Here is a 17,643-nt window from a genome sequence, read left to right as displayed (position 1 = left end):
TCATTAACCTACAATATTAGCAAAATAGTATAGGTAGAAAGTATATTCTTATGATTTACTTCATAAATAATTTATTGATGCAAAAAGTATAGCTCTATTATTAGTAGAGCGCCTTTAATATATATAATAAAATTGTTCTTTTGTTGAGGACTATCAATGAATGCAAGATCGCAAGAGATTTATGATTATTACAAATATTATTAGTAAAAAAGACACCGGTAACCTAGGTTACCAGTGTCTATAAGCTTTCTTTTTAAGAAATTAGAATGAACGCTGGAAACGAATCATACTTTGCAAAGCACTTTTTCCATTCAAAGCATTACTATAGTTTGTATCATTATTCGCTTTACCTTTGAAAGTACGGTCATCGTTCCAAGAAATGTAGGTTAGTTCAGGTGTAATAACAAATCCTGGAATCAGTTTATATGCAACATTAACGGATGTTGCGAAAGTTTTTATAGCACTATAAGACACTTGAGCATTCAAATTTGCTTTTGGATTGATTTTGTAAGTTGCACCAGCCCACGCTGCCCATTTACCACCCCAGTTTGCATAAATGGTGGTATTCTGACGAGACAATACATTATTAGAATCCTCTACAGTATCTACTCTATAGTAATCTAGGTTATTTTTATAGCCTCCCATTGCCCAAAGATTTAAATTATCATTGATATTCAAATCTACACGTGCTTTAGCAGCCCATTTTTTGTAATAAGCATCATAAGCGACAACAGTTGAGGCTCCACCCCATTTTTGCATAAATTTCATACCAAATAAGATATTAGGGTTATAGTCTTTTGTTTGTTTACTTGGGAGATCTGTTTCATCAACACGAACAATTTTGCTATCTTTATCGATGTAATAGTATTCGATACTGTTACCAGCGTTTGTTTTAAGAGCAGGACCTGACGCATTACCCAATTCAACTCCAACAATAGCGGAAAAACCAGAATCAGCATTAAAAGTGTAAGAAATAGTATTCGTGCGTATATCACCTGCTGGTGCTATGCTATCGCTATTGATAACTTTACCATAACCACCGGTCCAACTGTCGAAAATTGTGCTATCAAGACCTACACGAAAGCCACCAATTTCTATATAAGCAGCACGAAGTTGACCACCAGAACTATCTTTTCCTTTGCTCCATTGTGAGCGAATTTCCGCATATGAACGAAGCGTTCCTAATTCTGTTTCAGAAGCAGCTTGGAAAATAAGGGTTAAACGTGAATTTGTGCGATAAGTTTTTTTACCATTTGCTAAATCCGCATCGGTTATTGCATTAACATTGTCACCACCTGTAAAATCTGCGCGGACATTACCAGATACGCGAATACATGTTTCTGTTCCAGGAATATAGAAATATCCCGGACCGTACGCATCACAAGCACGTACATATTCTATAGGTTCAGGTTTTGCTGGGACAGTTGAAGCCGCTTGAGATCCAGAAACTGCAGAAAGAGCTAATGTAGAACTTAGAAGGAAGGTTTTAATATTCATAAATGATCTCCAGTCGGTCTTAATTATAAGAGTGTGTATTGGGTTTATTTATAGAGTGTATAAAGGTTATATATTATGTCCGCTTGCTAAAAAAATACGCGAGAACTAAGCCAAACATTACATAATGTTAACTATACGAACCTTTATTTTGAGATACAAATATAAATTAACCTTGTCAAAAGTAATTTATGTACTATTTATTCTTTTGTGATAAAAAAGACACAAACATTCATTATTTTTTAATTTAATCCAATCAATTAGAACTAAAATTTCAGATATTTTGAAAAAAATCGAAAATATCTTGAATTTTTTATTGATACTGTTTATGCACCTTAGTTGGAGAGGTGGCCGAGTGGTCGAAGGCGCTCCCCTGCTAAGGGAGTAGGGCTCAAAAGGCTCTCGAGAGTTCGAATCTCTTCCTCTCCGCCAAGTATCAATAAAATCAATGGGTTATCTAAAAGCTAAGGGTTTTTGACTCCATTGATTTTATTATGTTTTTTCTGTTTTATCCTGAACCTTTTTGAAGCTTTTTTATTGCTTCTATTGCGAGGTGCTTCCTATCCGCTGTTTTAGTATAGAGGGATGCCATGCTATTTTCTGTCTAGCCAAAAATTGCCTTGAGTTGTGAAGCTGTAGCACCAGCATTGGCAGCACGTGTTGCTGTTAGTTTTCTTAATCCATAGGATGATTTTTGATTCCCGCTTGATTACACGCTTCATGAAATAAGTTGCCAAAGTTTTCTTTTACAAGTTTATTTCCACCCTTTTCGCAAATGAATGTTTCATCACCTACGGGACCAATTTTAAGAGTTTCTGCAAGTTCTAGTAAAATCAGAAGAAAAACATCTGTTTTAAATTGGCTCTTTTCTATTTTGAGATGAATAATATTATCTGTTACATCTTTCCACCTAATCCGAACGGCATCACCACGGCGTAAGCCTGTATATAAAAGAACATCAATCCAGACGCCTTCATGTGTTCCTCTTGTCTAGCAATAGTAGTATTTTTCAATGTCTTCTTCTAGCCGTGGAGCGAAACCTTCTGCGTTCAAGGATTTTGGTGCTTTAATATTCAGAGCAGGATTTCTGTTTAACAGAGCATTCTCAACCGCCCAATTAAAAAGACCATTCAAAGCCGTTAAGAAATGTTTTGTTGCTGCAGGTGTTGCACATCTTCTTTCTACAGCATCAAGAATATGATGTTTTTCTATACTTTTATATGCGTATACGTGCGATCACCAATATGTTTATACACATTGTTCAGAATCCTGTGCTTAACTTTTTTAGTGGATTCTGATTGGTTGTGCCATATATGCTTTGTAAATATTGATGCAACAACCAATCAAAAGACCCTTCCGTAAGTCTTGTGCGTCTTATTGTTTTTAAGGAGCCATTTTGCGCGTCTTTCAGAGCAAGCGTATAATTGTCAACAAATTCTTATGTTCCACAGGTTCCGTGCACTCTGCGACGTTGTCCATGATCAATACGGACATACCATATGATTTTACCATGGCGTGTACGTTCACGCACAAGATGTGGTGGACGACGCTTTGGCACGGTTAGAATTTTATGCCATCAACAGAAAGGCAAGATGGGTTAGTACGAAATTCTTCTTGCTCGTTTTCAAGTGAAGGAAAATTATTGATGCTATACACATCATTTGTTGTTGGTGATACTACAGTTTTATTGATATGAATTAATAACTCTCCAGATGGTTTAATTTCTATGAGTTCACATCCTTGTTTTTTTGCTTCTTGCAAGGCGCGAGCAATAGTGGGTTGAGTTATGGTGGGAAGGCGGTGTGCCATGTTTTTCTCCTTCAATTGAGATGCAATTCGCCTGTGGCGTGAAGCACGCATGTTTTTAAAGTTGTTAGGAAAGGGCAGGGACGCTGGAGGGGGATGGCTGGAGCGTCCCCGTAACTTTAAGCCGCTTGAGCTGTAATCTTTTTGATATCTTGTTCGATTTCTTTTAAAAATGCTTCCACTGCTTGATTGATGGATTCTATCTGTTCATCATTGCGATGGATCCGCTGAACCTTGAGACGTAAGTGAGCAGATTGTCCTGAAAACCCGGGATCATAGCTCACAAAATCACACCACTGACGTCCTGTACAAGCCATTTGAAATTGCATTTATGCTAAATATTCTGGTTTGATTTTTTCTGTCATCCAGAAACGAAGGTGGTTTACAGATTGGGGACATTTAATCTCTATGAGCCCATTCTCACCTATGAGACCATCAGGGCTTGCACTGGCCATTTCGATTGTAGGATATGGGATGAAACCACATGTAACTTCTCTATCATAGATAAAGCTATATTCTTTGAGGGCATCCTCTTCATGTTCAATGCCCCTGTTGAAAGGCAGTTTCGCTTTTCAGACAATAAAGTCATCAGGAAAAGCCGTTGTATTATATATGTTATAAATGAGATGCTGTTTGTGGTAGTATAAAAGGGATGTTTTTTTTAGGTATTTCGGAAACTGTGAGCGAGCAATTATAAGCTTTACGCAGATTTTCTGTTGTTAAAACAGTGGAGGCATTTCCTTCACAACAAATTTCTCCTTGTTTTAATAGTATGATTTTATCGGCATAGTGAGCGGCAAGATTGAGATCATGTAGAACAGCAAGAACGCCACCACCACAACGAACAAAATTTTTTATAATATTCATGACAATAAGCTGATGTTGTATATCAAGGTTGGCAATGGGTTCATCTAATATCAGCCAACGAGCAACTCCATTATAAATAGGCTCCCATACTTGGCAAAGAACACGGGCAAGCTGGACTCTAGCTTGTTCACCACCAGATAATTGGTGATAATATCGGTTTTCATAGTCTGCCAGACCAACACGTTTTAAAGCTTTTTGAGGGAGGTTTTTAAATTGAGCTTTTGTGATGCTAATCTGGTTGATAGAAAGACCAAGTCTTACTACTTCATGAACGAAAAATGGAAATGCTAGTGTTGTTGATTGAGGCAAAACTGCACGCATCATTGCCATTTTATTTGCTTTTGTTTGTTTAATATCATGGCCATTCAGGGTCATTTTACCATTATAAGGAATTTCTCCACTAAGCGCTTGTATAAAGGTACTTTTTCCAGAGCCATTTGGACCAATAATGATGGTGAGGGTGCCACTTTTAGCTTGAAAGTGAATATGCTTCAGAATATTTGTTTTTCTGCGTTGAATACAGACATTGATCGCTTCAATCATGAAAAATTTATTCCTCGTTGGTATATAAGGATCCAAAGAAAAAAAGGTGCACCAAAAAGTGCTGTGACAATTCCAATGGGTAATTCTGCTGGAGCAATAATACAACGTGCAAAGGTATCAGAAAAAGTCAGTAATACTGCTCCTAAGAGAGCTGAACAAGGGATGAGATAGCGGTGATCAGGACCAATAAGCAGACGTAGAATATGTGGAACAACAATACCAATAAAACCAATTCCACCACTGACAGCAACTGCTCCTCCGCACATTAGAGCAACAAGTAAAACAGCAATGTTTTTAATCCGCTGAATATGAAAACCAATATGTTGAGCGACAGCCTCTCCGAGTGCGAGTGCATTAAGTGCACGTGATAAAAAGGGAGAAAAAAGCAAGCCAATCCAAACAATAGGTAAAATGAGACAAACTTTTAACCACGTAGCACCCGAAAGGGAACCAAGATTCCAAAAAGTAATGTCACGCAATTGTTGATCATTAGCAGTAAAAATTAAACTTCCAACAATAGCGCTGCTGAAAGCACTAAGAGCAATGCCTGCAAGAAGCATCGTTGCAATAGAGGTAAAACTGTGTCGTGTTGCTATTACATAGAGAATCATTGTTGATAAAAACCCACCAAGAAATGCACCTATGACAATTTTGTAAGATTCTAGAAAAGGAATAAAGAAAGGTGGGAAGGAAATACCAATAACAATGGTTAATACAGCGCCGAGACTTGCACCTGCTGATACACCTACGATTCCAGGATCTGCGAGAGGATTACGAAAGAGTCCCTGCATAAGAACACCAGAAACAGCGAGAGCGGCTCCGACCAATGAGCTTAAGATAATACGAGGTAATCTGATCTCAATGAGGATAAGGTAGTCATACGTCTTGCTAGCTGCTGAAAAATTTTGCGTAAGAATTACATGAATGAGATTAATGAGAGAAGCATTTGATGCACCACTGAATAGTCCACTAAAAATACTGAAGATAAGAATTACTATTAAAATTAATAGCGCAATTTTTCCTCGATTTGTGGGGGGTACTTTTGTATTGTCTATTATTTCAGAGATGTGCGTTGTAGAAATATGCTTAACCATTTCTATCAACTCTTGCCATTTTGTTCTGTGCCATAAAGCATATTAATTAGCTCTTTTGATGCTTCTGCAGTGCGTGGACCAAAACCTAAAAAATACATGGCATCTATTTGTTTAATAGCATGATTTTTAGCTGCAGGTGTTGCTTGAATTGCTGGTATAGCTAAAATTGTATCAATTTTAGTTGAATTTCCATTGTGATTGACAAACAATATGAAATCAGGATTTGAATTTAATAAAGCTTCATTATTTAAAAGCTTATATCCTTTATAATCAGAAATGGCATTTATACCTCCTGAAAGTTTGATTATACCATCAGCTGCAGTATCTGTTCCAGATACCATAACACCTCCGTTTTGTAATGAAAAAATAAAAAGAACGCGTTTTGGTTTAGTTATTTTTGTTAAAAGCATATCATTGTTTATAAAGTTATTGTTCAATTTTTTAATCAGTTCAGCTGCTTGAACTTCTCGATGTAGAGCTTTACCAACAAGGCGAATTTTTTCTATAACACTTTCACGTGAAAAGTTTTCTGGTATGATTACGAGAGGTATTGATGTTTTTTTGAGAATCTCAATTGTTGAAGGAGGACCGCTTCCTTCAATAAGTAATATACCTTCTGGAGAAAGAGATAAAATACCTTCAGGAGAAAGATGGCGCATGTACCCAAGTTCAGGAAGTTTGAGTGCAGCTTGTGGATAGATGCTTGTGCTGTCACGAGCAACAAGTTGATCTTGAGCCCCTAATGCATAAACAGTTTCTGTAAGAGCACCACCAATGGAAATAATTCGGGCATTTTCAGGAAAACTTGTTGTCAGTTCAGCCATTACTTGTTTAGAGAAACAAGTAAAGAACAACAACAAATATAAAAGAGAAAGGCCTGATAGTTTATGCAAAAAAGGTCTCAACATATCTAGGTCTTATCCTTTAAGTAATATTTGTCTCTTGGTACAAAGGCAAATCATTTAGTAAAGAGCGCCATTTTTCGCATTCTTTTTGACCCTCTTTTCTTAGACCAAAGAATTGGACAATCATTTCACCATTTTGATCAAAAACTTCAAGAGAACTAACATAACCCTCACTTATAGGTTTGCGAACATGCCATACTTTGTTAACACCAGAAATAAGCATATGTAAATGAAAGTTGTCATCAAGAATATTGAGCCAAGGTCCCATTTGTTTAATATTTTTAATTGGACCGCTGAAAATTTGAATGCAGCCTTTATTACCAACAAAACACATAATTGGTATTTCTTGTTCAACGGCTTTATTCAGCATCATTTCAATGGATTCTGCACTTAATTCATTAGTAAACTCGTTGCTAGCATGTTTTACAGCATCATGCCAACCAATTTTAAATTCGGAAGTAATTTCATGGAGCTGATGCACATCAGTCATGTTTCTCCAACGATCACGAAATTTCTCAATGTCTAAATTTTCTGTATTGTGTTGTATAGGTGCAGGAGTTGGAGGAATATGAAGAGCAGATGATTGATCTTCATGAAGTAATTTTTCAACAAGTATATTCCATTGTTCCATATTTGTCATGTCTTTAGAATAGACTTTAAAAATAGCGGTACCATATTGATCAAAAAATTGTAAACTTTTTGTCGGCTTTCCAAAAACCATCATTTCATATTCAAAACCAAATTCCCATTTTTGGGGAAAAATCCGCAAATCAATTTCTCCAAATGTCATAGGGATATGTTCATTCAGAACAATTTTTTCAAAACATCCTGTTTTTTCATGAACAGCATATTCATTGCGTGTTAATGCCATAACGGTTTCAATTTTAGGAGCATTTTCAAGGAGAGTAGGAATATCAACTTTTAATCTTTTTGCTTTTCCAATTGTACGATATGCTGCTATGAATTCCGCTTCAGATATACCAATCGAATTAGCAAAATCACGATTACGCATATCTTTTTTTTCTTCACGCATTTTTATAATCATTTCAGCTGTATAAGACATAGGCTTTCCTTACTTTATTTAGAGTCAATTTTACTTCATTTTAAAAAATTATGCTGAGCCATTGTAAACAATGGCTCAGCTTGTCAATCAATTGCCCCTATCAATAATAAAAATTGAATCTGATAAATTAAAAATATTTACAATCCTTTTCCCAAATTTTGGGTTAGAATAAAGTAAGGATTAAAATGCAATAACATACCTTTTTATCAATTATAATTTCCTCAATAGTTTAAAGACTGACAACAATAATTAAAATTCTTGTACGTAAGATATCTTAAAGTTACGACCAGGCTGACTAAAATAATCTTTTGGTGGTAACGATTGGCGTCTAGGAATAGGAGAAGGGGAAGGTAGATCAGCTGCATTCCAGTATTTTTGGTCAAAAAGATTATAAACACCAGCTCTTATAATTGGGCCTTTCTCACCGAAAGGTTTCCACCAACCCAATATATCAACGACACCATAGCCTGGAACTTTGTTGTAATCAGAATTTCCTTCTACTTTATCACGCTTAGCAGCCAAAGTCAGTATAATATCTGTTCCCCAAAGTTCTTTTTCATATCCCAATCCAAAGACTGTTTTAAAAGCTGGAATTGAATTGAGATATTCATCTTTATCGAGATCTTTTCCTTGTGTATAAGCAAGGGCAAAATTACTATAAAGGCCATTCATCAAGGTGAAATGTGCTTTCGTTTCGACACCAGAAATACGCACATGCGCACGGTTTACATAATGTTTGCGCGCATACATAAATTCTTTTGAAGGTCCTTTATCTATAACATCAATAAAGTTTTTATATTCATTGGTGAAAACACTGAAAGAACCATTTAAATGCATATTATTGTATTGTACACCAATATCATATCCATTACTGGTTTCTGGTTTAAGATCAGGATTTCCAATCATATAGTAAAAAGGAGATTTGACAAAGGTTAAGTAAAGCTCTGAAACGCTCGGCGCGCGAAAAGCTTGCGCCCACTGAGTATAAAATAATACTTGATTATTAGCATTCCATTCTATCCGCATTTTAGGGGAAAAATGTGAGCCGCTACTTTCTTCAGGCATTATCCCGGGACCTAATGCTTTTTCAAAAGCAGGTGTTCTTTGAGGGGTATGTTTATACCAATCATAACGTATTCCGGGGATAAAACGAAGGTTATTATTAGAAAAACCTATTTCGTTTTCGAGAGTCAGACCAAAACCTTGGCTATTTGTGTCAGGTGCATCTGATTTATTTGTACCTAGGAATATACACCCACGCTCATTGCCTCTTAAATGACAATTATCTTTACCTGATGCATATTGATGAAATTTAGATGCAAAAACATTTGCAGCAAACTTTAACTTATGACTCATAGAACCAATATCCACTTTTTTAAAGCTATAAGTGTTAAAGCCATAATCCGTATTGCGCATAAAGTTATCTCTTAAATAATCTCCTTTGGGGATTTGTATGCGATATCCATTTAAGATATGATTATTTGATTGCTTTTGCCAATAAAGTTGCCCATGAAATGCATCAAAAACAGCATCTCCATTGCCGTTATAATCATAAGAAACAGAAAAACGTTCACGACGTGTATTCCTCTCATTATAAACAGATTTTGGAGAAAATATTTCAGTTGAAGCATTCAATGAATGAGTGTCTTTGTTGTAAGAAAAACGTTCTGCTGTAAAGCCAAATCGATGATTATCATTAAGATATTGATGGACTTTAAAGAGCAGATTATTTTTGTCAAAATCAGCAGGATTTTCGCGTGTGCGTTTATCTCCATCAACCTCTACAGTACCCATATTCTTACGTTGATGACCTTCTGCACGAGAGCCCTGAAAAAGAAGCAAGGTTTGGTTAGCACGCACTGCAAAAGCTTGATTTACATGCCAACTTTTATCAGCAGAATTGTAGCTGCCTTTTGTAAGGGCTCCCCAATTCTTTTCTTTTGTAAGGAGGTCTTCAGGATTAAGAGTACGCAAGGCAATAATTCCACCTAATGCACCAGAACCATAAAAACTAGAATCTGAACCACGAATAATATCAATTGTAGAAAGCGCATTAAAAGCAAATGCAGAACTTCCACCTTTAATACCACGTACTCCATCATTCAGCCATGGGAGAGGAACACCATCTATTGTTGTTAAAATACGGTTGGCATTTAAACCACGAATTACGAAACTGTTATTATCTGTATTATAGTTTATAGAGGGATTAAGATGGCTAATATCGTGAATATCATTTATTTGTTTTTTATCAATATTTTGGGTAGTTTCACGATCAGTCAAAACCGTCGCTTTATTCAAAAAATTTTCTATTTTTTTTTCAATTACGATTGGTTTAAGTTTAGTTACAGAATCCTTATTATTGCCATTTTGTGCAAAAACAAATGAAGGTATACAAGCTGAGAGCATACCTGAAATCATATACTTTTTATAGATATTTCGCTTTATTCGCATAGTTCACCATCATTTTTCTTAAAAACACCCCCTACCTAAGCTTTCGTATATAAAACACACACAAAAAATACTCATCTTACTAATTACACACTGTAATCACATAATTGGTAAGCTAAACACTTAATCACTAGTACAATCATATTAAACATGATAAAAATCGTCAAGAAAAAAGTTGTGCTTTAAAGATGACATGTTTTAATAGAACTGAGCTTCGATTATTTAGCTTAGAATGGTGGTAGATGAGATGATGAAGAGTGTAAGTATTGGGAGAGTATTAGCTCTTTGGATAGGTGCTTTTTTGTGTTCTTTTGCTTTACATATTGGAATAGGAGCACGATTTTATTTTAAAAGTATTTATATGAATGGTTTTATGTTCACACCGATGGCTATGTTAATTGTTGTACCAGAGATTATGCACTCCGATGTTAATTTAGATACAGAAATAGTAGAGTTTGATATTTTAAAACAAGAAGAAATATCAAAATCAGAATTCAGTAAAGTTCAATCAGAAAATTCTCTATCAAAAGAGGGGCAGATTACGGAAGAATTGCAGTCTATCGCAGAAAAAAATGATTTGAAAGTATTGAAACCTTTGGAAAAATCTTCTCCATCAGAAATAAATCGTAAAGTTTTTATAAAAAAGCGATCATCAACACTGAATGTTACAGCGAAGAAAAGTAATGAAAAAAAAGCACATTCATTTTCTGAAAGTAGGGATAATCATATAATGGCATTTGACAGTGCATTATCAGAACGTTGGTTAGCAAAGGTACAAATACAGTTAGAAAAACAAAAAAGTTACATTATAGGACAGCGTATTAGTAGTGCACAAGGAGTCGTGCAGTTAGAATTTAAAGTGCATGAACAAGGAGGTATTTTTGCCAGCCGTATTATGCTTTCTTCTGGTAATCGGGAACTTGATTGGTTGGCTATGACAGCACTTAAACGTATTGACATGTTTCCTCCACCACCACGTGAAATGGTGAATAAAACCATTAGAGTATCTTTGGTGTTCGAGTAAAGAAAGTAAAATGACTATATAAAATCATATATCGTATTTAGATTTTTCAGAAGGGTAATATATTGAAACTTATGATATTCTTGGTTATCGGGAGGGAATAACTGAGATGGTTTCTGTTAGATTTATAGAGATAGAAAAGTTTATAGCATTATTAGTATGTCTAACTACCTATCTATGGGCTACGGGACTAAAAATGTTTACGCTTATGACAAAGATACAGTTGTAATTATGTAGGGGGTAGGGAAGAGAGGATTATTAAAAACGCTTAACCTTATGACAAAACGAACTTTGCGAGATTTACGAAATTGAGATTACTTTGAATTATGTCTTTGAAAAGAATGTATGTTATTCAGTAAACCCTAAAAGGAGAAACTGAAATTTATGTGGATATTCCTTTTAGATACTCAATTGAAAGAAATAGAAAAGGTGAGCAAAGAAGAAAATCATTCCTTTTAAAAGTAAAACTATTTTATTGTACATAGAAAATGAGCAATGCATTTATATAACTAAGGTAAATTATTTAACTGTTACGCTATGTGGTAATAGTTTACACTACTTACTATAGCACTTGCAGAAAATAGGTAGTGATGTAAAAATGGGTGCATGTTTTTTTATATTCGCGATTGTTAGATATGTTTGATGTACCATTTCAGCCAAATTTTTCATATGAACTTGATTTGCAAAAAAAAGGTTTCTTTTATATAGCAGGCGTTGATGAAGTTGGTCGTGGACCTTTAGCTGGGCCTGTAGTGACGGCAGCAGTTATTTTAGATAAAGACCGTATTCCTGAAGGCTTGAATGACTCAAAAAAACTCTCTAGCCAACAGCGTAATAGACTTTATTATGAAATTTTGCGAAATGCATTAGCGATTTCGGTTGCTAGTCTTTGTGCTCGGACAATTGATAAGTTTAATATTAGAAAAGCGACTTTAGAGGCAATGCGGCATTGTATTACAGGGCTTGCTATTTCAGCGCATTATGCGTTGATTGATGGGCGTGATATTCCTTCTGATCTGCCCTGTCCTGCAGTTGCTTTGATTAAAGGTGATCAGTCTTCAGTTTCAATTGCGGCAGCGTCTATTATTGCTAAAGTAATTCGTGATAGGATGATGCAATATGCTGGGCGGATTTATCAAAATTATGGTTTAGAGAAGCACGTAGGTTATGGAACAGTAGCACATCGAGCAGCTATCGATAAGTATGGGCCTATTGTAAGATTACATCGTTATAGTTTTTCTCCTCTTAAAGAACGCTATAAGGATAGTATTTAATGACGATCTTACCATTTAATAATGCTGCAATAAACCAAGCAGTTGCGATTTTTCAACAAGGACAATTAGTGGCTTTGCCGACAGAAACTGTTTATGGATTAGCTGGAGACGCGACAAATGGAAAGGCTGTGGCGTCTATTTTTTCTACAAAGGCACGACCACTCTTTAACCCTCTTATCGTTCATGTAAGTGACATAGTTATGGCAGAATGTTATGTGAAAATTGATTTGCTTTCACGTCGATTAATGGAAGCATTTTGGCCAGGTCCTTTAACTGTAGTTTTGCCATTAAAGGCTCATCATAATATTCACCCTTTAACAACTGCTGGCCTTAATACATTGGCTATTCGCTCTCCAAAGGGAGGCTTTGCAGAAGTTATTCGTCATTTTGGACGTCCTTTAGCAGCGCCTAGTGCTAATCAATCAGGAAAATTGAGTCCTACTTCAGCTTTATCTGTGTTTACATCTTTAGGAACATCAGTGCCTTTAATTATTGATGGTGGAGCTTCAAAAATAGGGATTGAATCAACGATTATTAAAATTTGTGATGAAAATATTTATTTATTGCGTCCAGGAGGATTAGCTATTGAAGAAATTGAAAAAGTGGCAAAGAAGTCTGTAAAACGTTTGGAGCAGCAAACTGCAATTGAAGCTCCAGGGATGTTAAAATCACATTATGCACCTAATACTTCTATGCGTTTAAATGTAAAAAGGGTGAAAAGCGGTGAAGCACTTTTAGCATTTGGACCTAAACGTATTGAAGGTGTTGAAAATGCCGTTGCTGTTCTGAACCTGAGTACAAGTGGTCGATTAGAAGAAGCTGCATTCCATTTATTTCAATATATGCAGCAATTGGATTCACTTAAAGTGAAGTGCATTGCAGTGGAGCCTATTCCATTCTACGGATTAGGGGAAGCTATTAATGATCGTTTAATACGCGCTGCGGCTCCAAAAGGGAAATAAAAATGGAGCAAGGTTTAATTGAGTCTTTTAAAAGCATTGTCGGTTCTGAATATGCTATAACAGATCAGGCACTGATTGCACCTTATTTATTTGAAAATCGTCGACTTTTTCATGGTAAATCGCCATTACTTTTACGGCCATCTTCTACAAAAGAAGTATCATTGATTATGCATTTGGCTAGTCAAACGTGTACGCCGATTGTTCCTCAAGGAGGAAATACTGGTCTTGTAGGTGCTCAGTTGCCAGATGATAGTGGGCACAGTGTTATTTTATCTATGGAACGTTTGAATAAGATTCGATCATTGGATCTTAAGGATAATTTCGCTATAGTGGAGGCTGGAGTTATTCTAAAAACGTTACAAAAAAAAGCTGATAAAATGAATCGTTTTTTTCCTCTTTCTTTGGCTTCTGAAGAATCGTGTCAGATAGGAGGTAACCTATCTTCTAATGCTGGAGGAACGGGGGGATTAGCTTATGGTAATATGCGTGATTTGTGTCTTGGTTTAGAAGTCGTTTTACCTGATGGACGTATTTTGGATGATTTGCGATTTGTGAAGAAAGATAATAGCGGCTACAATTTGAAAGATCTTTTTATTGGTGCGGAAGGGACCTTAGGAGTTATTACCGCAGCAGTTTTAAAGCTTTTTCCAAAACCAAAGGGGAAAGAAGTTGCTCTTGTAGGTTTAGATAGTCCAGCGAAAGTTGTAGAGCTTTTATCTCTTGCTCAATGCCACGGGGGGACATTATTGACTGGTTTTGAGCTCATGGGAAAACTTAGTTTTCAAATGGCTTTAAATTATAAGATGTGTTCCCGATCTCCTTTTGATCGTGAGCATGAATGGTATGTTTTGATTAATATGTCATCATCACGAAGTGACAACGATGCATTATCAGCATTGCATATTGTTTTAGAAATGGCTTTAAAGAATTCTATTATTGACGATGCAGTTGTTGCTCAATCATTAAAACAGCAAGATTTTTTTTGGCAATTGCGTGAAAGTATATCACCTGCACAGAAATTAGCAGGAGGATCTATAAAACATGATATTGCTGTACCTATTGCTTCCATTCCTGATTTTATTACTGAGGCTGCTCTTATTGTTGAAGAAATAATTCCAGGTGCACAAGTAGTTTGTTTCGGACATGTGGGTGATGGGAATCTTCATTATAATATTACACAACCAGTTGGAGCGGATATTGCAGCATTTTTAAAATTATGGCCGAAAATAAACCATCGTATTCATTGTTTAGCAATACAATATCATGGCACATTTTCTGCTGAACATGGAATTGGTCAGCTTAAACGAGAAGAACTACGTACTTTTAAGTCATCTGTTTCATTAGAAATTATGCAAGAGATTAAGAAGATATTTGATCCTTTAGGAATTATGAATCCTGGAAAAATATTATAATTTCAGAAGAATAAATATTTTTTTGTATTTTTATTTAGAATTTAATAACCAAAAAGAAACTAAGTGTTTTTATATAACTTTGTTAATAATCTAATGAAGAAAATCTGCTAGATTGTGTGGCTTATTGAAAAAATTGGGAATATTATGTATGGCTAATCAATGCTTTAATCAGGCAAAGGCGGTGCTTGAGTTTCGACTAGATCCGTGTCATTTGCCACAAATAACGACATATTTTGTATCAAAAACGGGTAATCAAATAGTTTGTTCGTTAAATAAATGTGGTGTTTTTTTTAAATTGGGGGCTTCTTCAAGACTGTCACGTTTGATCCCAGCTCACGATTTTAGAGGGGTTGTAGCCCGTATAGTTGATACTCTCTCAGGTGAGAAAGCCATAACATTAGAGCTATTTCATGTAGACGAGGAGATTTGTATTCCACTGTTAGTTTCTAGAAAATTAAATAATGTTTTTTTGGATTGGCGATTGTGGACGCAGATTTACAATCTTCCTATGCTTATGATTGATGAGTATAGCAATATTGTCAAGGTTCAAGGTCGTTCTATTATGCATCAATTTTTTCATATGGTATCACCTAATTCTGCACAGAAACGTTTTTTACTTCGTGGGCATAATTCATTAGGTTTACGTTTGATGATTAACAATCAGACTGCATTGTAGAAAATATACGCTCATTTTTATATGTTGTGCAGTCATGTATATTTATTTCATTTGCGTTTTGACCTTTTATTCATGATAATTGAATTCCTATCTAATAAAAATAGAAAAGAATTGTAAGTATTTGAAACATTCAGAAAAAATTAAAAGGCGTATGCTTGTCTTCGAACTTGATCAAAAGAAGGCAATAGAAGCGCAAAAGGCGCATTGTCGTCGTTATACCAGAAGATTGAAGACATTTTTACATTTATTAATATTGTAGCTGATTTATGTTTCTGTTTATTGTGGTTTTCTCATCATGATTGAGGGACAAAATTGGACGCATTATTGGGGAAAGTCTCTTATCAAAACGGCTTGCATTTATGCTGCAATTATTTGTGTTATTTGGGCACTGAATTATTATGTTTTAGTAACGCATAAAGCGTATCGTTTAGTAAAAAATAATCAGCAAATAGGTCTTAAACAAGTATGGCAATGGGATGATCATGCGCTTGCGATTCGAAACTCTTATATACAGGGCACTTATCCTTTTCGTCTGTTTTATGATTGGCATGAGTATCCAAATTTTTTAGCACTCTATATTTCAGAGGAAAAATTCAACATTCTTCCTAAAGCTATCATGACTAAAAAGCTATCATGACTAAAGAGCAGTTAGCTGATTTACACACTATTCTATCACGTGAAATTACGAGTCCTAAAAAAAGACTTTAAAAATCTAATCTTCTCGCATGATAGCTTGCCATCCAATATCACGGCGTACAAAACCTTCTGGCCAATCAATACAATCTACCGCTTCGTAAGCGCGCTTTTGAGCGATTTTTATGGTTTTTCCTGTTGCTGTTATATTTAAAACACGTCCGCTATTCGCAATTAATTCTCCATTGCATAAGGCTGTACCAGCTTGAAAAACTTTTACATTAGGGAGAGAATTTACTTTATCAATATTGCGAATTACACTCCCTTTTTGAGGAGAAACAGGGTAGCCATTAGCGGCCATAACAACTGTTAAAGCAGTTTCTTCAGACCATTGAAGATTTTTCTTTTCAAGGTTTCCTTGGGCCGCTGCAAGAAAAAGTGGAAGAATATCATCTTTTAGACGCATCATTAAAACTTGGCACTCAGGATCACCAAATCGCACATTAAACTCAATTAATTGGGGACCTTTTTGTGTTATCATCAACCCAACGAAGAGAATTCCCTTAAAAGATATATCCATTTCAGCTAGACCGCGTAGAGCTGGTGTAACAATTTCTTGAAGAGTACGGTTAACCATTTCTTCCGTCATGATAGGAGCTGGTGAATAGGCTCCCATGCCACCTGTATTGACACCTGTATCACCATCACCAATACGTTTATGATCTTGTGCAGATCCAAAGGGGATAGCTATTTTGCCATCACAAAGGCAGAAAAAACTTGTTTCTTCTCCTTCGAGGAAAGCTTCAACAACTACTTCTTTTCCTGCATCGCCGAATGTCCCTTCAAAACAAGAATCAATTGCATCAAATGCTTCTTCCATTGTCATAGCAACTACAACGCCTTTACCGGCAGCTAAACCATCAGCTTTAATAACGATAGGAATACCTTGTTGATGAATATAAGATTTAGCTTTCAAAGCATTATCAAAGCGTTGATAAGGAGCTGTAGGAATATTATTTTTGTAACACAGGTCTTTTGTAAAACCTTTTGAGCCTTCTAGCTGAGCAGCTTTTTGATTCGGTCCGAATACACAGATATGAGCTGCATTAAGGGCATCTGTTATACCCCCTACTAATGGGGCTTCTGGACCGACAACTACGAGACCAATAGTATTTTTTTTACAAAAATTAATGATACTACAATGATCATTAATGTCTAAGTTAATATTTGTACCAAATTCCATTGTTGCAGGATTTCCAGGAGTACAATATAATTTCGTTAGCAGTGGAGATGCTGCTATTTTCCATGCTAAAGCATGTTCTCGTCCGCCTGAACCTATAAGAAGAACGTTCATTGCTTGCTCCTATCATAGAAGATGGTTAAACTGATTATTTGTCATAAGAATGAAATATTTCTATTGCAAGTCTAAAAGGTGAAATCATTTA

The 17,643-nt window shown here is 35.6% G+C and carries 14 protein-coding genes, 1 tRNA gene and 2 pseudogenes; 7 read left to right on the top strand and 10 right to left on the bottom strand.

The annotated features are described in order from the left end of the window. Nucleotides 1–261 precede the first annotated feature (261 nt). Nucleotides 262–1,497, bottom strand: coding sequence for a porin (locus tag Bra60_RS04530; RefSeq protein WP_078688750.1), 1,236 nt, complete (start codon nucleotides 1,495–1,497; stop codon nucleotides 262–264). Between the two features lie 338 nt (nucleotides 1,498–1,835). On the opposite strand from Bra60_RS04530, the gene Bra60_RS04525 reads away from it, so the two are divergent. Then, a tRNA-Ser gene (locus Bra60_RS04525) sits at nucleotides 1,836–1,926 on the top strand. Between the two features lie 76 nt (nucleotides 1,927–2,002). Here Bra60_RS04525 and Bra60_RS04520 read toward each other — a convergent pair. The 8 genes and pseudogenes from Bra60_RS04520 to Bra60_RS04480 all read right to left on the bottom strand — a co-directional run bounded on the left by Bra60_RS04520 (nucleotide 2,003) and on the right by Bra60_RS04480 (nucleotide 10,223). Beyond that, a pseudogene (locus Bra60_RS04520) lies at nucleotides 2,003–3,052 on the bottom strand (tyrosine-type recombinase/integrase). 2 nt (nucleotides 3,053–3,054) lie between these two features. Next, a complete protein-coding gene (locus Bra60_RS04510) occupies nucleotides 3,055–3,303 on the bottom strand; it encodes a hypothetical protein (protein ID WP_078688749.1) in 249 nt (82 codons plus the stop codon). Nucleotides 3,304–3,419: 116 nt separating this feature from the next. Further along, nucleotides 3,420–3,848: pseudogene (locus Bra60_RS04505) on the bottom strand (lambda exonuclease family protein); the annotation flags it as partial. Between the two features lie 67 nt (nucleotides 3,849–3,915). Beyond that, a complete protein-coding gene (locus Bra60_RS04500; RefSeq protein WP_078688748.1) occupies nucleotides 3,916–4,710 on the bottom strand; it encodes a heme ABC transporter ATP-binding protein in 795 nt (264 codons plus the stop codon). Beyond that, the gene (locus tag Bra60_RS04495; protein WP_078698104.1) at nucleotides 4,707–5,804 is read right to left on the bottom strand and encodes a FecCD family ABC transporter permease; all 1,098 of its coding nucleotides are present in this window, start codon (nucleotides 5,802–5,804) and stop codon (nucleotides 4,707–4,709) included. Before Bra60_RS04495 ends, Bra60_RS04500 begins: the two co-directional genes overlap by 4 nt. 5 nt (nucleotides 5,805–5,809) lie before the next feature. Continuing rightward, nucleotides 5,810–6,712, bottom strand: coding sequence for a heme/hemin ABC transporter substrate-binding protein (locus tag Bra60_RS04490; protein WP_078688746.1), 903 nt, complete (start codon nucleotides 6,710–6,712; stop codon nucleotides 5,810–5,812). 16 nt (nucleotides 6,713–6,728) lie between these two features. Then, complete coding sequence (locus Bra60_RS04485; RefSeq protein ID WP_078688745.1) at nucleotides 6,729–7,772, bottom strand: hemin-degrading factor; 1,044 nt, start codon at nucleotides 7,770–7,772, stop codon at nucleotides 6,729–6,731. A gap of 249 nt (nucleotides 7,773–8,021) precedes the next feature. Beyond that, the gene (locus Bra60_RS04480; RefSeq protein ID WP_078688744.1) at nucleotides 8,022–10,223 is read right to left on the bottom strand and encodes a TonB-dependent hemoglobin/transferrin/lactoferrin family receptor; all 2,202 of its coding nucleotides are present in this window, start codon (nucleotides 10,221–10,223) and stop codon (nucleotides 8,022–8,024) included. A 244-nt stretch (nucleotides 10,224–10,467) separates the two neighbouring features. On the opposite strand from Bra60_RS04480, the gene Bra60_RS04475 reads away from it, so the two are divergent. The 6 genes from Bra60_RS04475 to Bra60_RS04450 all read left to right on the top strand — a co-directional run bounded on the left by Bra60_RS04475 (nucleotide 10,468) and on the right by Bra60_RS04450 (nucleotide 16,202). Next, complete coding sequence (locus Bra60_RS04475) at nucleotides 10,468–11,244, top strand: energy transducer TonB family protein (RefSeq protein WP_236823908.1); 777 nt, start codon at nucleotides 10,468–10,470, stop codon at nucleotides 11,242–11,244. 632 nt (nucleotides 11,245–11,876) lie between these two features. Beyond that, a complete protein-coding gene (locus tag Bra60_RS04470; RefSeq protein WP_078688743.1) occupies nucleotides 11,877–12,515 on the top strand; it encodes a ribonuclease HII in 639 nt (212 codons plus the stop codon). Beyond that, the gene (locus Bra60_RS04465) at nucleotides 12,515–13,477 is read left to right on the top strand and encodes an L-threonylcarbamoyladenylate synthase (RefSeq protein WP_078688742.1); all 963 of its coding nucleotides are present in this window, start codon (nucleotides 12,515–12,517) and stop codon (nucleotides 13,475–13,477) included. The genes Bra60_RS04470 and Bra60_RS04465 overlap by 1 nt, the downstream gene beginning before the upstream one ends. Nucleotides 13,478–13,479: 2 nt before the next feature. Continuing rightward, the gene (locus Bra60_RS04460; protein ID WP_078688741.1) at nucleotides 13,480–14,889 is read left to right on the top strand and encodes an FAD-binding oxidoreductase; all 1,410 of its coding nucleotides are present in this window, start codon (nucleotides 13,480–13,482) and stop codon (nucleotides 14,887–14,889) included. A 148-nt stretch (nucleotides 14,890–15,037) separates the two neighbouring features. After that, the gene (locus tag Bra60_RS04455) at nucleotides 15,038–15,565 is read left to right on the top strand and encodes a DUF6101 family protein (protein WP_078688740.1); all 528 of its coding nucleotides are present in this window, start codon (nucleotides 15,038–15,040) and stop codon (nucleotides 15,563–15,565) included. Nucleotides 15,566–15,860: 295 nt separating this feature from the next. Beyond that, nucleotides 15,861–16,202: a YcxB family protein gene (locus Bra60_RS04450; protein ID WP_078698103.1), complete on the top strand. Its 342-nt coding sequence runs from the start codon at nucleotides 15,861–15,863 to the stop codon at nucleotides 16,200–16,202. Between the two features lie 75 nt (nucleotides 16,203–16,277). On the opposite strand, the gene purD is transcribed toward Bra60_RS04450, so the two are convergent. After that, complete coding sequence (gene purD / locus Bra60_RS04445; protein WP_078688738.1) at nucleotides 16,278–17,552, bottom strand: phosphoribosylamine--glycine ligase; 1,275 nt, start codon at nucleotides 17,550–17,552, stop codon at nucleotides 16,278–16,280. Nucleotides 17,553–17,643: the final 91 nt, after the last annotated feature.

It is taken from the genome of Bartonella sp. Raccoon60 (genome assembly GCF_002022585.1).
In the GTDB taxonomy this organism is placed as follows: domain Bacteria; phylum Pseudomonadota; class Alphaproteobacteria; order Rhizobiales; family Rhizobiaceae; genus Bartonella; species Bartonella rochalimae.
Note: the sequence above shows the minus strand (reverse complement) of the source record. Positions and strands in the feature narration are given on the sequence as shown.

Coding starts and splice junctions, on each gene's coding strand:
- Bra60_RS04470 (WP_078688743.1), top strand. CDS start 11,877: ATGTTTGATGTACCATTTCAGCCAAATTTTTCATATGAACTTGATTTG.
- Bra60_RS04455 (WP_078688740.1), top strand. CDS start 15,038: ATGGCTAATCAATGCTTTAATCAGGCAAAGGCGGTGCTTGAGTTTCGA.
- Bra60_RS04490 (WP_078688746.1), bottom strand. CDS start 6,712: ATGTTGAGACCTTTTTTGCATAAACTATCAGGCCTTTCTCTTTTATAT.
- Bra60_RS04495 (WP_078698104.1), bottom strand. CDS start 5,804: ATGGTTAAGCATATTTCTACAACGCACATCTCTGAAATAATAGACAAT.
- Bra60_RS04500 (WP_078688748.1), bottom strand. CDS start 4,710: ATGATTGAAGCGATCAATGTCTGTATTCAACGCAGAAAAACAAATATT.
- Bra60_RS04465 (WP_078688742.1), top strand. CDS start 12,515: ATGACGATCTTACCATTTAATAATGCTGCAATAAACCAAGCAGTTGCG.
- Bra60_RS04485 (WP_078688745.1), bottom strand. CDS start 7,772: ATGTCTTATACAGCTGAAATGATTATAAAAATGCGTGAAGAAAAAAAA.
- Bra60_RS04480 (WP_078688744.1), bottom strand. CDS start 10,223: ATGCGAATAAAGCGAAATATCTATAAAAAGTATATGATTTCAGGTATG.
- Bra60_RS04475 (WP_236823908.1), top strand. CDS start 10,468: ATGATGAAGAGTGTAAGTATTGGGAGAGTATTAGCTCTTTGGATAGGT.
- Bra60_RS04530 (WP_078688750.1), bottom strand. CDS start 1,497: ATGAATATTAAAACCTTCCTTCTAAGTTCTACATTAGCTCTTTCTGCA.
- Bra60_RS04460 (WP_078688741.1), top strand. CDS start 13,480: ATGGAGCAAGGTTTAATTGAGTCTTTTAAAAGCATTGTCGGTTCTGAA.
- purD (WP_078688738.1), bottom strand. CDS start 17,552: ATGAACGTTCTTCTTATAGGTTCAGGCGGACGAGAACATGCTTTAGCA.
- Bra60_RS04450 (WP_078698103.1), top strand. CDS start 15,861: ATGATTGAGGGACAAAATTGGACGCATTATTGGGGAAAGTCTCTTATC.
- Bra60_RS04510 (WP_078688749.1), bottom strand. CDS start 3,303: ATGGCACACCGCCTTCCCACCATAACTCAACCCACTATTGCTCGCGCC.